Raw genomic sequence first — 14,362 nt, 5'->3', positions numbered from 1 at the left:
AGAAGGTTAAACGTATGGCAAGTAATGCAATTGTTACGCAAAAAAATGGTAAATTACCTTGGAATGAACGGCTAAGCTATGGTATTAGTGATTTTGCTTGTAGCTTTAGTTTTAATTTAGTCGGCACCTATTTAATGTACTTTTACACTGACGTATTCGGTATTACAGCAAGTGCTGTCGGAACGTTAATGTTAGTCGCACGTGTGATTGATGCTATTGACGGCCCTATTTGGGGAATATTAATTGACCACACTCATACTAAGTGGGGAAAGAGCAGACCTTTTTTCTTATGGTTTAACGCTCCCTTTACCTTTTTCTCCATACTCTGTTTCACAACTCCTGACTTGCCAATGACTTGGAAAATTGTCTGGGCTTATGTCACTTATATTGGCGTGGATGTCTTATATTCAGCGATCAATATTCCATTAACGTCAATTTTGCCAAGCATGACCACCGATCCAGATGAGCGTGTGTTGTTATCGACAATTCGATCTCTATTTTCCAATTTTGGCGGTACATTAATTTCTGTTATTGCTTTACCACTTGTCGCATTAATTGGCGGTAAAGATGAAAGCAAAGGCTTTTTCTGGGTGGCCGTTTTAGGCGCCTCAGTCTTCTTTGTCTTATATCTGATTGCATTTTTCAACTTACGCGAACATGTTCAAACGCGTTCATCGCAGAAGCCTCTGCCTGTAAAGCAATCAATCAAAGCGTTGAAAAACAACTGGCCATGGCTAATTGTTGTCATGGAAATATTTATTTATTGGATTGGTATGAGTGCTAAGGGTCAAGTGACAATGTACTTCTTCAAGTACAACTTAGACGCACCTGGATTAATTCCTCTAGCTTTGTTCTTCAACGCTGCCGGTATCGTGTCAGTCTTCCTTACCCCCTTAGTGGTAGGTAAATTAGGCAAGAAAAAGACCATGTTAGCAGGACTAATGATTGGAATTGTAGGTCAAGCAATTCTAGGACTTGGTGCACACATGCTAAACATCCCCATTGTCATTATTGGTATTATTGTTGGTAATTTCGGAAACGGGTTCGTTGGTGCACTACCAGCTGTCTTGTTATCTGATGCGGTGGATTACGGTGAATGGAAAAATGGTGTTCGTGCCGAAGGAATAGTCACTTCAGCATCGAGCTTTACGGCAAAGTTTGGCATGGGATTAGGTGGTGCTATAACAGGCTGGTTGCTAGCATTAGGAAATTATGTCCCCAATAAAACACAAAAAGCATCATCTTTGTTGAGTATTGAATTCAATTATGTTTGGATTCCATTGATTGCGCTCTTTATTGGATTTGTACTTGTATTATTCTACAATCTGACAACTGATAAAGAAAAGATAATGAATCATGACTTAGCAATCAAACACCATCGTGAAGAACAAGAAGATTTAGCATTAGCACGTGAATTGGAAAACTGAGGTAACAAAATATGTCAGACAATTATTTACAAATCGATCCTAATGAGTTTGCAATGCAAGTCATTGCAACAAGTCATGCAGACACAAATCTTTCTAACTCTGCACTTATTAAAAAAAATTTGACCCTTTATTTGGAAGCATATTACTTGATAGATGATTTTAATCATCTTGAGGTTAGCAACTTAGAGCAAATGAAACAACAGCAAATTTCTGATTTATTTGATAAAATGTTATCAGGAAGGTTTAATGTTTAAATGTTTGAGCGCCTTTGGGCGCTTTTTTATTTTAATATAGTGGTGATTATCAATGGCTAATATGAATGATGTTGCGTCTTTGGCAGGCGTGTCTAGGGGATCTGTTTCAAACTACATCAATGGCAGACCTAACCGACCTGAAATTAAACATAAAATAGAACAAGCAATTAGGGACCTGAATTATATTCCTAATGCTACCGCTCGTGCACTTAAAACGAATCGTTCTAATTATGTCGTCTTCATATTGCCAACTGTGAATACCCCATTTTTTTCTGAATTAAGTTATTTTATACAAATTGAGCTGAATAAATTTGGCTATAAAATGATTTTATGTAACTCTAACAGCAATTATCAAGAAGAAATTGAATATATCGAAATGGCTAACACGCAAAAAGTTGCTGGTGTTATTACGATGTCATATTCAGATATCAGTGAACTTGTTGCGCCCTCAATTCCCCTCGTTGCTATTGAGAAGAAAATTTCGAATCAATTTCCAACAATCGTTTCCGATAATTACGCTGGCGGACATCTTGGCGCTGAACAACTTCATAAACGTGGTGCAAAAAAACTGCTTTTTGTTTCAAAAGCACCCATAAAAGATGTCTCTGAAAGACGCAGACAAGGCTTTATCGATTATTGCCAAGAAAACAATTTAAGATATGACATAATGTTAGCAGAGGATAAGCGAGACTTCAGCTCAGACTATGATCATTTCATAGATAATCACCTTATCAATGGCAAATTTCAATTTGATGGTGTTTTTTCAGACACTGATGAATATGCAAGTGACTTTTGGCATCTTTTAGTCAAACACCAGGTGTTAGTTCCAAAAGATGTTCAAATCATTGGATTTGATGCTGCAAAAATATATCCCAGACAACCAATTTTTCTCTCAGCAATACGTCAATCAACAGAAAAGATGGCAGCAATTGCTGTTCAAAAATTGCTGACTCAGTTCAAATCCGAAAAAATAGATAAGGAAAATTTGATCACCATTTTACCCGTCAGCTATACACAGGGTATTACAACAAAATCGTAACACTTTCTAAAACATAGTCATTTCTTCCCACAAAACATGACTTATATTGTTAAACAACGCCAGTCGCTGAAATCTGTGACTGGCGCTTGTTTTTGTTAACAGCGCAACATCTAATTGGTGATTATCAAATACGATACTCATAACATCATGATCAACTGTTGCACCTTCACCAGTCTTATTGAAAATGGTTAATTCTTGAAATGACGCTGAGGTGTTTTCAATAAACGTCCCCGGCAACTTATATTGCGATTGCTGACGCGTCAATAAATAGTTGGTAGCCGAATGTTCCAGAACATTTTTTAACATTGATAAACTATCAGAGACCGTTGTTTCATTATCTAACTTGGTTTGTGCCATGAATTGGCGACGCAAGTGAGTGTTTGTATAACGAGAGCTCGCAAAGTGATTGATTTCTGCCATACCAAAATAACGTATCAACGCATTTGCGGCCCAATTATCTGAAATCGTCAACATTAGCGCTTGCAATTGCGCCACCGTGACAGTCTGATTATTGCCCGACAATACGTCTAAAATACCTGCTCCAAAATGCGTTAGCTTTCGTTTCGTCCACCAAACATCATCCTCCGCTAACCCAAAATCTGAATTGATTAGCGACACTTTGTTTGCTAAGGCTTCTGGCTTTTCAGTCATAATATAATCTGAAATCAGTAACTTTATTAAACTAGCAGATGGAAAAGATAAATCTGGCCGTAACGACAACAAAACACTGCCATCAAGTGACAAAACAATTGCAGTCTGACCTTCAAAATCCGACAGCAATTGTTCAATTTTTTGTATCTTAAATGTCATCAAAACTCCTCTGCGCAATACCCAATCCTGACTGATTTGAAGGTATCAATTGCGTTTGATTAAGCCGCAAGCCATCAGGAACAAGGTCATAGTTAAACATAAACGGTGCGTCTAAATCCACGTATTTGACAGTTTTATTTGTGTTAGCTAAAGCGACAGCAAATGCAATACCGATTTTTGATTCAATCATACAACCAATCATAGCTTGTCCGTTAAAATCATTAACAGTTTGAAATATCTTTTGCGCTTCAGTAATACTGCCTGCTTTTTCCAGCTTAACATTAATCAAACGGACAGCGGTTTCATGCATATATTGAAACGCTTGGTGATGATTAAAGACACTTTCATCCAGCATGATCGGTATCTTAGACTTGACAACTAGCGCTTTAAGCTGGTGTTCAAAGCCGACTTTCAATGGCTGTTCAATAAAATCAATTGGCAATTCTTTGGTAAGTGCCATTTCAATAAACTGCATTGTTTGTGCAACTGTCCAAGCCTGATTCGCATCAATTCGAAAATGTATTTTTTGATATCGATGATTTAATTGTGCAATTTTATCAATTTCATTCACAATAGTATCGCCGCCAACCTTAATTTTTAAAGCTGAGAAACCTCGGCTGACAATATTATCAGCGTCTTGTAACATCTGATTTTTTTGGCTAATACTCAGTGTGTAATCGGTCACTACCGGTTGACTCGTGCCACCTAAATACTCAGCAATCGGTAAGTCTGCAATACTAGCAAAAATGTCATAGACGGCTTCACTGACTGCCAGACGAGCTGCAGAATTAAACACAATTAGACCATGAATAAATTCATCAACTTCTGCCGGTGTTTGAAAGGTTTGATTAACAATGGCTGGTTTTACAATGTCATTGATGACCGCCACAATACTTGTCAAAGTATCACCAGTTACTTTCAGTGATGGCACCGCTTCACCATAACCTGTAAAAATAATGCCGGTTTCCGTTTTCGCTGACACTGCAATCACGATACCTTCTGCATTATCCTGCCGATGCAAATTAGTCACAAATGGCCGTCTTAGCTGAACAGTGTATTTTTTTAATTTAATGTCGCTAACAATAATCATTCTATATTTCCCAATCGGTAGATACTTTCCACTAAAATAGCCATTGCTTTTGGATAATTCTCTAAATCATATTTTTCATTTGCTTGATGCGCCGTTGTTGTTTGCCACGCAAATCGTGTTCCAAAAGCAGCACCACGCTTAATTAATCGACCGTAAGATGCACCAGTTGAATAATGCAGAACCGTGGGTTGACCCATCACTGTTTCATAACTGGCCAACAAAGTTTCAATCACAGCATCGTTTTTGGGCGTCAAATGTGGCAACAATTCATCCTTTTTGACTGTCACGCTACTATGCAAGGTTTTGACACTTCGTTGAATAATGGCAAGCATTTGTTTTTCAGTAATACCAATTGGATATCTGATATTGATACTAAAGTAACCATCCTCGCCACTGACAAATTTCTGTAAACCATAATTCACGACCAAAGGTCCCATTTCAGCTTGATTAAAGGCCAAGCCCATTTTTTTGCCGAAATAATCTAAATGTGCTGTATGACCTAAAATTTGTAAAAAAGAAGCGGCTTCACCAGTAAAGTCCAATTGCGTCAGAAAATTAGCCAAGTAAGTCCCAGCATTTAAACCAACATCAGGTGTTGAGCCATGCGCTTGTTTCCCTATCATTTTAATTTCAAGGCCATTACTTAGCGTTTGGACAGTAGCTTTCAGGCCAACATCAGCATTTTGCTTCAAAAAATAGTCAAGTTTTTCGGTTACAATAGTCTCGTCAATCCCAGTTATTGTAGCAACAGCCAAGCCGGGTACGACGTTGCCAGCAACTCCGGCGTCAAATTTTAATAATGTTAAATTATCTTGACCTTGCGTGGTATCTGAAAATGACACCATAAAGTTGGCAATACCTGCTTCAGCATTTTCAACAATAAATTCCCCATCAGGGGAAAAACCTATGTCTGGCACCCCCTCTGTTTGAAAATAATAAGGCATATCTGACCAATCATTTTCTTCATCGGTGCCAATGATTAATCTTATTTTATTTTTAACAGCAAGCTGTTGATCAGCAATCAGTTTGATAGCGTAGTAACTCAGCATTGTCGAGGCCTTCATATCATCAACACCACGACCAGTCAGAAAATGTCCCTGTTGTTCTGGTTCAAATGGTGATGACGTCCAGCCATCTCCCACCGGAACAACATCGACATGAACAAGAATACCAACGGTTTCTGACGCTGCCACTGGACCATATTCAATATACCCAACACGATCCGCAACACATCCAAAGCGCAAACCATCACGCGCAGCAAAACTCAGCATTTGATCCAATGACTGTTTAACTGCAACACCATATGGATGACTTTTGTCACTTGTTTGTGTGCTTTTCACTGAGGGAATTTTAACTAACATTTTGAGATCTTTTAGCCACTGCTCGTAATAGTTTGGCACCATTTCTTGCCAAGAAGATTCGCTCATCTTAAACCTCTACTTTATTTTATCGCTGATCATTATACTGAGTCCGAAACCACAAATGTGATTTTGAATTAGTTGTTAAGCGTTCGATATACTCCTCTAGCGATAACCCATTTTTTGTCATATAAACGGCATTTTCTTGACCAACATATCTAAAGTGCCACGGTTCATAATTAATACCCGTCCAGTTTACTTTTGTCTTGGGGTATCGCAAAATGAAACCATAGTCAACAGCGTGATTTATCAGCCACTGTTGTGAAATAAGCTGATCAACATCATCATACAAATCCTGTCTGTCATTTAAAAACGCTGTGTCTATTATGTCAACAGCTAAACCAGTATGATGTTCACTTGAACCAGGCAGTTGTGAATAAGCTAAAGTCATGTTTTGCGCCTGTTCCAGTGAATAACCAGCATCGCGGTGGCGCTGGACAGATTGATCAAATAGGCTTTTTTGATACGCAATCGAACGATAACCAGAAACTAATGTAAAACGAAGCCCATTTTTCTCAGCCTCGGAAAACAACCTAGATAAGCTATCTACAATACTAGTATTAATCGTTTCTTTCCCAATTAAAAACCGTTCAAATTTGAGTTCTTCTTGAATAGGATGTTGCTGATTAACAACAATCAAATTTGGATTGTCTAAAGCACCGCTATTTGGAAAATTCATTCGTTGTTGCCTCCCTTATGAGCCTTTCAACTTCATCGAACTTGGCAAAATGATTAGCCCCATCAAAGCCTAAAAGCACCACAATATATCGCTTATGCTGATGTGTAATAACTGCAATAAGGTTCTGCTTCGCACGGTCAGTAAAGCCGGTTTTCAACCCTGCCCAAGTCATATCAGGTGAAGGATTAGCAATTTTGGGATTTCGATTTAACCAAATTTTATTTGCAATCACCATTTGCGCTTGTTGCGCTAATGATAAGACATCAGGAAATTGCAAAATAAGCTTCTTTGTCAATAATAGCAACGCATTGGCCGACATTTTTGTGACTTTTTTGTCGCTAACGTGCTGACTAATGAAAAATCCAGCAAGGTCCTCATCATCTAGACCAGTTGGATTACTAATGTCGCCATCAATTTTCATCGCCGCCAATAATAATTGTGTTTGATGACGCCAATTTGAAAAAGAACCAAATAAGGTCAGCATCAATTGAAGCGCTGGCTGATTTTCAGATATCAGCAAGATCATGTTGAGTAAATCAATGACCTCATAACCCTGTGGTACAGTCAATGGAATATCTGCCAAATCAGGGTTAGAACCCACTGCAGCAACATTTGCTGTGACTGGTAGAACTGAATGATAATCGAGCTGACCTTGTTGAATCGCTGACATCGTTTGATAAATAATAATTAGTTTTGCTAAAGAGGCTGTTGGCCATTTTAGATTGTCATTCTTACTGGCAATGACTTTGTCATCAGTGACTGAAAACACAACATAAGCTTGGGCCGAAGTCTCAATTGGTTCACTTATCATGTTTGACAGCATTCTTATAAATTGTGCCGGCACCCGTTGTGAAGTATTGAATACCTGAAACTTTTGGATTAGATAATTGAACTTGTTGACCCCAAATTACTGGATTAACAGCTGAGTCCTGGAACAAAATCTTCTCACCTAATTGTTCATCTTGATCACGAGCACTTCCCTTTTGGGCATCCGTCGATAACGCCTTTTTGATAGCGGCATCATAACTGGCATTTGACCATTTTCCATCATTATTTGGTGAAGAAGTTGTGAATAAATTCAAGAAAGTCGTCGGTTCAGCGTAATCACCATACCAATTGACATAGATAATATCGAAGTTTTGGTCAGTTTGATCATTTAATCTTTGCTTGAATGGCACAAATTTTTCTGAAATTGTTAAACCTGGTAATTTCTGCCATGAATCTTTCATAAAGTCTCCGACAAGCTTAGTTTGTGGTACATCAGCAGTCAGTTCTAATGTCAGATTTAATTTGGTTAATCCTTCCTCTTTCATACCTTCTGCAAATAACTGTTTAGCTTTTTCAAGATCGTAGCTGTAATCTTGTTTGGCTGTTGATGCGAAATCCTTATCACTAGCCGTTTTTGATAGTCCGGCGGGTGTCATACCTGTTGGTACTTTACCAACACTGTTATAAATTGAACTCAAGATTTCGGAACGGTTTGTTGCAAGGTTCAATGCTTGACGAATTTTCTGATTGTTCAACCCTTTAACCTTACCCGTCTGATTGTACTCAAAATATGATGTCGCTGCCAATGGAACAGCCTTGTAATCATTACGCTTGCTGTTGGCCGTTTGTAGTTCAGTCGTACTCAAAACAGCCAAATCTAAGCTACCACGTTTATATTCTTGAACAGCTGTTGCAGGATTTTTAATAACACTATAATCCACACCAGCGTTTTTGACACTTTTGGCGTTGTAATAATTTTTATTCGGAATTAACTTAAATGACGTGTTTGTACCATTCCAGCCAACAAATTTGTATGGTCCAGAATAAATTTGTTCACTTGATTTAGTACCAAGCTTCTTGCCTGCTTTCGTATTAAACGCCTCATTTTGTGGGTAAAAACTAGGAAATGACATGAGACTAGCAAATTGAGGCTGTGGCGAATCTAGTGTTACAACGACTGTTGAAGCATTCTTTGCAACGATGCCCAATGAATTGACATCTTTATCCGTTCCGGCACTGATTGTATCCGCATTTTTAATGCCAGAATAAATATACGCATACTGCGAGGCTGTTTTAGGATTAACCGTCCGACGCCAAGCATAAACGAAATCTTTAGCAGTCAATTTTGTACCATTCGACCATTTCAAGTTTTTACGTAAATGGAATGTCCATGTCAAACCATCTTTTGATGTGGTCCAGCTTTTTGCAAGACCTGCAATCGGTTTACCACTTGCGCTTTTACTTAACAAGCCCTCTTGTGTGTTCCCGGCAATTTCAAACGCATAAGTATCGGTCATTTTTGACAAATCCTGCGTCGTTAAGTCAGTGCTAATATAGGTTTTGATCGTTGCATCGCTTGAACTACCACTGGTTCCCCACACACCGGCAACTCGCGTTCCTGCCGCAATGACCACGATAGCACCAATGGTACCAAAAATGATTGTGTTCCGTTTTACCATATATATTTCTCATCTCTCTGTTATTTTCTCATCAAAGCGTTATTGAAATAAATATTTTTTTAATTAGCACTTTTTCATTTGAATATAACTTTTTTAATTTGATACTCAATATAATAGCATACGGTTTTTAAAACATTTTTGAAAAACATCTATATTATAACTAGTTTTTTGTGCATAGCGCACAAAAAACGATTACTTATTTTCTGAAAAGTAATCGTCAGCGATTAGAAGTGAATATACAATTTATTATTTTTCAAACACAATTGGATCAATAAAATCTGTTGATTTTACCTGTATTTTTTTAACTGTATTCTGACCACAATATAAGTACCTGTTTTCTACACCTATTTCTGTTTCAGTAGACATTGAAATAATGTTATAGCCAATAACATCACTGACAAAGTGTTGATGATGCTTTCGACAATCAATATGATACGCAGTTGAATCACTGACACAATTTAAAATTGTACCTGTTAAATAAGTAGTCGAAAAATGAATATGCCCAGAAAAAATACCTTTTACGTTACCCTTTTGACAAGCTTTTTGCAGCTCCAATCCATTTTGTAAGATACTAAACTTCATATTTTCTAACGATGATCCAAATGCTGGATGATGCATAAAGATTAATGCTGGTGTTTCTGGAGAAGTTTGCAAACTTGTTGACAACCACGCTAATTGTTGTTGATCCAGATATCCTTGTTCTAAATTTTCAAAAGTTGTGTCTAAAAAATAATTATCAACACCATTAATTTGCTGCTTGTAGTAGTACTTTTCTTTGACAGGCTCTGACAAATATCCATTATAAAATGCTTCTGTCCGATCATGATTTCCCAAGATTACGAAAATAGGTATTTGTAACTCTTCTTCTTGTCTTGAAATAATTTTTTTAAAGTTAGCATAATCTGATGCTTGACCTTCATGAATCAAATCACCAGTAATAACTGCATAATTTGGTTTTGTATCCATTTTTTTAACGTCGTCAAAAACCAATTGCAATTTATGATAAGGATCAATCTCTTGATTAAACGAGGGTTGTGAACCACTTGGTGTTAAATGTGTATCTGAAATGTGAATAATTGTTTGTTCGATCATGTTAATTTGCCTTTTTGTATTCTATGTTTTGTTTTGTATCGCAATCAAATAACAATATTTTATCAGCTACTAAAGACAGAAACACTGCGTCATCTATGTCAAAACGATTATTATTTGTTGTAACTTTAACCAACTTGTCCCCGTCAACTAGCATAATTAATTCTTGATAGCGCCCATAATCAACTGTTTTAGTAACAACTGCTGGAATAGCACTATCATTAATCGCACGCTCAGAAACGTTGATGTTTTCAGGACGGATTCCTATGAAGAGGTTAGATTGTGTAGGATTTATATGGCGTAAGCGATCGCTATCGCTGATTAATGAATGTCCAGCAAATTTGACTTTACCGTCAGTGTACTCTCCCAATAATGTATTAATTTGTGGTACGCCTACAAATTCTGCAACAAATAAATTGACAGGATGGTTGTATATTTCATCAGGAGTATCAATCATTTGAATAATGCCATCATTCATAATAGCGATTCTATCTCCTAACGACATTGCCTCAAGTTGATCATGGGTGACATATACAATTGTCTGATGGCTTTCATCATGCATACTTTGAATTTCATCACGCGCCTTTTCTCTTAGTTGAACGTCAATATTCGATAAGGGCTCATCAAGTAGAAAAATGTTACTCTTCTTCGCCATACCTCGTCCTAATGCGACACGCTGTTTTTGACCGCCAGAAAGTTGTCCTGGTAATCTATCCTGATAGTCAGTTAAATTCAAAGTAGCTAATATTTTATTCAAGCGAACCTCACGTTCTGCTTTAGGAACTTTATGAACTTTCAAAGCATATTCCAAATTTTGATAAACTGTCATATTGGGATATAACGCGTAATCTTGAAACACCATTGCAAAATTATTTTCAAATTGATCTGCTTGTTTAATATCTTTCCCATTAATCAGAATACTACCGCTGGTAACTTGTTCTAATCCTGCCATGAGGCGAAGTGTGGTAGACTTTCCACAACCAGAAGGGCCTAATAGCACTAAAAATTCCCCCTCTTGAACAACTAAATTTAGTTCATTTATGACAGTCGTTTTTTTAAAACGTTTTGTTACATTGTTTAATTGAATTGCTTGATTAGTTGACATAATTATTTTCCTACTTCAATCCTGAATTACTAATACTGTTTAAAATATACCTTTGGAAAACCATGTAAATCAGTAACGGCACAATAATGATGATCGTTGATAATGCCATTGCTAATGGAAAATTAGTGCCACCCTCACTGGATATATAATTTTGTAAAGCTAAAGGTAGTGTGAAACTATTTTTATCCTTTAAAATCAGTGTTGGCCAAACATATTCATTCCACGAGTTAATAAAGAATATGGCACCAATACTAATAATACTTGGTCGAATAATTGGTATGACAATATCCTTCAAAATTTTATAAGCAGGAATATGATCAACCTTTAACGCCTCAGTTAAACTGATCGGAATTTTGTCCATAGCGTTTAAAAATAACATAATTCCTGTCGCATCAGCCAGTTGTGGTAAGGCAACACCAAATGCCGTATTTAATAAATTCATTTTTGAAATCACAAGATAATTCGGAATCATGACAACGGTAAATGGCACAAATATGGTTGAAACAAAAATTAAATATAACCATTTTTTACCCGAAAAAGAAAAATATTTAAATGCATAGGCTGACAACAGACCGGTTATAATTTTTCCTAAAGTCACCAGCGTCGCCATAAAAAAAGTATTCCAAATTATCGATATTAAATGAACTTGTTTGGAAAGTGTTTTATAGTTCGCTAATGTCCAGTGATCCGGAATTATTTGTAGCATCGAATGATAAGAATCTTGCAACGATTTAAATGAATTGGAGACCATAAATATCACAGGCAAAATGAGAATTATCGATATTATAATCAGCAATACATGCCATAAATTATTTTTGGTTTTAAGCATATTTTTTTGATTTTCCCTCCACAAATCTCATTTCAATGTATAACAAAACGAGAAAAACCATAAACGTTAAAATTGCTAATGCAGAGGCATTTCCAGTTTTATATAGCACGAAAGCATTCAAATACGTATGATATAAGATATTGGATGAGCCATAGTACGGTCCACCCTGCGTAATAACGCTTATTGGTGTGAACACATATTGTAGACCTTGCACAATTGTTAAAATTAAAACGTATAACGCAATACTCTTATTGAGTGGCAAAACAATATTCCAGATAACACGCCACTTTGGTATACGATCAATCTTAGCCGCATCAATTAAATTTTTGGGAATAGCACCTAATCCCGTTAGCAATAGCACAAAATTGTAACCAAATACTTTCCAATTGGTAATCAAACAAACGATTACAATCGCCATTCCACCAGAATTTGTCCAATTTGGAATCGACAACCCAATCATTTTCATAACATCAGCTAATGGACCCGAAACAGGATTCATTATCCAAGAAAACAACATAGCACCAACAACTAACGAAAATATACTTGGTATAAAGAAAATAACTTTATAAGGCCCTTTCATCTTACCAATAAAAAATTGAACGATAATCGCAATGAAGTATGGCACTATGAAATTTAATATCAATAAAAGTATGATATAAAAAAACGTGTTCATGAGAACTTTGCGATTCACTGCATCCGTAAAAATCGTAATATAGTTTTCAAGTCCGACAAAATTTTTGTTTGGTGCAATCAAATTCCAATCAAAAAAGCTTAAATAAAATGTGTAAATGATAGGAATAATCATAAAAACCAACAATATTACTACTGTTGGTAACAGATACACAGTTGTGAGTAGTTTGTTCTTTTGATTATTGTTGTGCATTTATTTTTTCCTGTGCGTCTTTCAAAGTCGTTTTAACATCACTTCCTGATAGAATTTTATCCCTAGCATCAATCATAGTTTGTTCTGCATCAAGACCATTTTTAGGAAACGATGTCCACGCAACTGCTGTTGTCAATTGACTGCTAGCAGGTTTCAGCATTGGATTATCAGTCAAATATGACTTAAATGCTGTCGATTTTAATGCACTCTTAGTGGGTGGAAGATAACCCGTGCCTTTGCTCCATGTCACTAGGGAACTATTTTTATACATATATTTTTCAAAAGTCCAAGCAGCTTTTTGTTGCACAGATGATTGAGCGGTAATTGCCAGCATAGATCCGCCTACAGGAACAACTGACTTATGTCCTTCGAAATGCGGTGCCACAGTAGCTGCAACATCAAAATTAACACTCTGTTTAATATGAGACGCTTGCGCCACCGTTGTGTATGCAATCGCAACTTTTCCATTAACAAAATCATCAACATCTTGTGCCCATGGTGTATGTAAAGCTGTTTTATCTTTGTTTACCATATCTTGATAAAACTGATAGGCTTTAATACCCGCTTTGCTGGCAAATGAAGCTTTCCCATTTTTTTCGACTTTACCACCATTGCTAAGAATTAACGATTGTTGTGCCCATGTATCTCCAGGTTCCTGAATATAGAGACCATAGTTACCACTAGCAGATTTGATTTTTTTCGCTGCAGCACTTACGCCTTCCCAGGTTGTCAGGGATTTAGGATCCACGCCATATTTGTTGAGCATCGTCTTGTTATAATAAAGTATTGGCGTGCTGAGAGAGTAAGGTAAGCCAACCAAGTTACCTTTGCTATCTTTTGCAAAAGATAGTGTATGTTTAGAAAATGTTGTATTAATAAAAGTTTTTTTTGCATCAAATTTTTTTTGTGCACTTGTCGGTGTTAAATATTTAAAATTATCCGCAAAATAATTCGTATAAGCCCAACCCACTTGAACAATATCTGGCACTTTTCCTGACGCCTGGGCGGATTGTAGGTTTTGCATCAAACCTTGATACATATTTGGATTATATTTAGCTGTAACTTTAATATATTTGTGCGTTTTGTTAAAATCTTTGACAAGGGTGTCAACTGAAGCACCACCTTGCGTCTGAGCATTCACATGCCAATATGATATTTTGACAGCTTTTTTCTACCAGAAGTCAAGTGTTTCAATGCATTTAGCTTCTTTTTCTTATGATGCAATTGATAATAAAGTACTACTGAAATAAGCCGATGTCTTCACATTGGTTTTGCAAAATGTTAGGCTTATA

General features: G+C 36.7%; 14 protein-coding genes. 3 read left to right on the top strand and 11 right to left on the bottom strand.

Annotation, left to right across the window (positions count from 1 at the left end; genetic code table 11):
• Nucleotides 1-14: 14 nt before the first annotated feature.
• The 3 genes from FF105_RS07785 (at nucleotide 15) to FF105_RS07775 (ending at nucleotide 2,720) form a co-directional block, all read left to right on the top strand.
• A complete protein-coding gene (locus FF105_RS07785) occupies nucleotides 15-1,427 on the top strand; it encodes a glycoside-pentoside-hexuronide (GPH):cation symporter (protein WP_147651673.1) in 1,413 nt (470 codons plus the stop codon).
• 11 nt (nucleotides 1,428-1,438) lie between these two features.
• Nucleotides 1,439-1,681 (top strand): hypothetical protein, encoded by a 243-nt coding sequence (locus tag FF105_RS07780; protein ID WP_147651675.1) that lies wholly within the window; start codon nucleotides 1,439-1,441, stop codon nucleotides 1,679-1,681.
• Nucleotides 1,682-1,742: 61 nt separating this feature from the next.
• On the top strand, nucleotides 1,743-2,720 hold the full coding sequence (locus tag FF105_RS07775) for a LacI family DNA-binding transcriptional regulator (protein WP_147652052.1): 978 nt from the start codon (nucleotides 1,743-1,745) through the stop codon (nucleotides 2,718-2,720).
• Nucleotides 2,721-2,726: 6 nt separating this feature from the next.
• On the opposite strand, the gene FF105_RS07770 is transcribed toward FF105_RS07775, so the two are convergent.
• The 11 genes from FF105_RS07770 to FF105_RS07720 all read right to left on the bottom strand — a co-directional run bounded on the left by FF105_RS07770 (nucleotide 2,727) and on the right by FF105_RS07720 (nucleotide 14,211).
• Nucleotides 2,727-3,530: a serine hydrolase gene (locus tag FF105_RS07770; protein WP_148423878.1), complete on the bottom strand. Its 804-nt coding sequence runs from the start codon at nucleotides 3,528-3,530 to the stop codon at nucleotides 2,727-2,729.
• Nucleotides 3,520-4,620 carry a dipeptide epimerase gene (locus FF105_RS07765; protein ID WP_148423879.1) on the bottom strand — a complete coding sequence of 367 codons (1,101 nt, stop codon included), beginning with the start codon at nucleotides 4,618-4,620 and terminating at the stop codon, nucleotides 3,520-3,522. The genes FF105_RS07770 and FF105_RS07765 overlap by 11 nt, the downstream gene beginning before the upstream one ends.
• Nucleotides 4,617-6,047 carry a Sapep family Mn(2+)-dependent dipeptidase gene (locus tag FF105_RS07760; protein ID WP_147651682.1) on the bottom strand — a complete coding sequence of 477 codons (1,431 nt, stop codon included), beginning with the start codon at nucleotides 6,045-6,047 and terminating at the stop codon, nucleotides 4,617-4,619. The genes FF105_RS07765 and FF105_RS07760 overlap by 4 nt, the downstream gene beginning before the upstream one ends.
• Before the next feature lie 19 nt (nucleotides 6,048-6,066).
• Nucleotides 6,067-6,717: a M15 family metallopeptidase gene (locus FF105_RS07755; protein ID WP_290046570.1), complete on the bottom strand. Its 651-nt coding sequence runs from the start codon at nucleotides 6,715-6,717 to the stop codon at nucleotides 6,067-6,069.
• Nucleotides 6,701-7,528, bottom strand: a complete 828-nt coding sequence (locus FF105_RS07750) for a serine hydrolase (protein WP_167497537.1) — start codon at nucleotides 7,526-7,528, stop codon at nucleotides 6,701-6,703. Before FF105_RS07750 ends, FF105_RS07755 begins: the two co-directional genes overlap by 17 nt.
• Nucleotides 7,518-9,164 (bottom strand): peptide ABC transporter substrate-binding protein, encoded by a 1,647-nt coding sequence (locus FF105_RS07745; RefSeq protein WP_147651688.1) that lies wholly within the window; start codon nucleotides 9,162-9,164, stop codon nucleotides 7,518-7,520. Before FF105_RS07745 ends, FF105_RS07750 begins: the two co-directional genes overlap by 11 nt.
• Nucleotides 9,165-9,410: 246 nt before the next feature.
• Entirely contained in the window at nucleotides 9,411-10,256 is an 846-nt protein-coding gene (locus tag FF105_RS07740) for a metallophosphoesterase (RefSeq protein ID WP_147651690.1), read from the bottom strand.
• Nucleotide 10,257: 1 nt separating this feature from the next.
• Nucleotides 10,258-11,358, bottom strand: a complete 1,101-nt coding sequence (locus FF105_RS07735) for an ABC transporter ATP-binding protein (RefSeq protein WP_228934289.1) — start codon at nucleotides 11,356-11,358, stop codon at nucleotides 10,258-10,260.
• A gap of 10 nt (nucleotides 11,359-11,368) precedes the next feature.
• Complete coding sequence (locus tag FF105_RS07730; protein WP_228934287.1) at nucleotides 11,369-11,968, bottom strand: carbohydrate ABC transporter permease; 600 nt, start codon at nucleotides 11,966-11,968, stop codon at nucleotides 11,369-11,371.
• A gap of 211 nt (nucleotides 11,969-12,179) precedes the next feature.
• Nucleotides 12,180-13,070: a carbohydrate ABC transporter permease gene (locus FF105_RS07725; RefSeq protein ID WP_147651695.1), complete on the bottom strand. Its 891-nt coding sequence runs from the start codon at nucleotides 13,068-13,070 to the stop codon at nucleotides 12,180-12,182.
• Nucleotides 13,057-14,211, bottom strand: coding sequence for an ABC transporter substrate-binding protein (locus tag FF105_RS07720; RefSeq protein WP_290046569.1), 1,155 nt, complete (start codon nucleotides 14,209-14,211; stop codon nucleotides 13,057-13,059). Before FF105_RS07720 ends, FF105_RS07725 begins: the two co-directional genes overlap by 14 nt.
• Between the last annotated feature and the right edge of the window lie 151 nt (nucleotides 14,212-14,362).

This window comes from Leuconostoc sp. UCMA20149 (assembly GCF_030400235.1).
GTDB lineage: Bacteria > Bacillota > Bacilli > Lactobacillales > Lactobacillaceae > Leuconostoc > Leuconostoc pseudomesenteroides.
The sequence above is the reverse complement of the archived record's forward strand: the minus strand, read 5'-3'. Positions and strand labels throughout refer to the sequence as shown.

What these genes read in the sequence shown, in the direction of transcription:
- FF105_RS07785 (WP_147651673.1), top strand. Translation starts at nt 15, where the DNA reads ATGGCAAGTAATGCAATTGTTACGCAAAAAAATGGTAAATTACCTTGG.
- FF105_RS07780 (WP_147651675.1), top strand. Translation starts at nt 1,439, where the DNA reads ATGTCAGACAATTATTTACAAATCGATCCTAATGAGTTTGCAATGCAA.
- FF105_RS07775 (WP_147652052.1), top strand. Translation starts at nt 1,743, where the DNA reads ATGAATGATGTTGCGTCTTTGGCAGGCGTGTCTAGGGGATCTGTTTCA.
- FF105_RS07770 (WP_148423878.1), bottom strand. Translation starts at nt 3,530, where the DNA reads ATGACATTTAAGATACAAAAAATTGAACAATTGCTGTCGGATTTTGAA.
- FF105_RS07765 (WP_148423879.1), bottom strand. Translation starts at nt 4,620, where the DNA reads ATGATTATTGTTAGCGACATTAAATTAAAAAAATACACTGTTCAGCTA.
- FF105_RS07760 (WP_147651682.1), bottom strand. Translation starts at nt 6,047, where the DNA reads ATGAGCGAATCTTCTTGGCAAGAAATGGTGCCAAACTATTACGAGCAG.
- FF105_RS07755 (WP_290046570.1), bottom strand. Translation starts at nt 6,717, where the DNA reads ATGAATTTTCCAAATAGCGGTGCTTTAGACAATCCAAATTTGATTGTT.
- FF105_RS07750 (WP_167497537.1), bottom strand. Translation starts at nt 7,528, where the DNA reads ATGATAAGTGAACCAATTGAGACTTCGGCCCAAGCTTATGTTGTGTTT.
- FF105_RS07745 (WP_147651688.1), bottom strand. Translation starts at nt 9,164, where the DNA reads ATGGTAAAACGGAACACAATCATTTTTGGTACCATTGGTGCTATCGTG.
- FF105_RS07740 (WP_147651690.1), bottom strand. Translation starts at nt 10,256, where the DNA reads ATGATCGAACAAACAATTATTCACATTTCAGATACACATTTAACACCA.
- FF105_RS07735 (WP_228934289.1), bottom strand. Translation starts at nt 11,358, where the DNA reads ATGTCAACTAATCAAGCAATTCAATTAAACAATGTAACAAAACGTTTT.
- FF105_RS07730 (WP_228934287.1), bottom strand. Translation starts at nt 11,968, where the DNA reads ATGGCGACGCTGGTGACTTTAGGAAAAATTATAACCGGTCTGTTGTCA.
- FF105_RS07725 (WP_147651695.1), bottom strand. Translation starts at nt 13,070, where the DNA reads ATGCACAACAATAATCAAAAGAACAAACTACTCACAACTGTGTATCTG.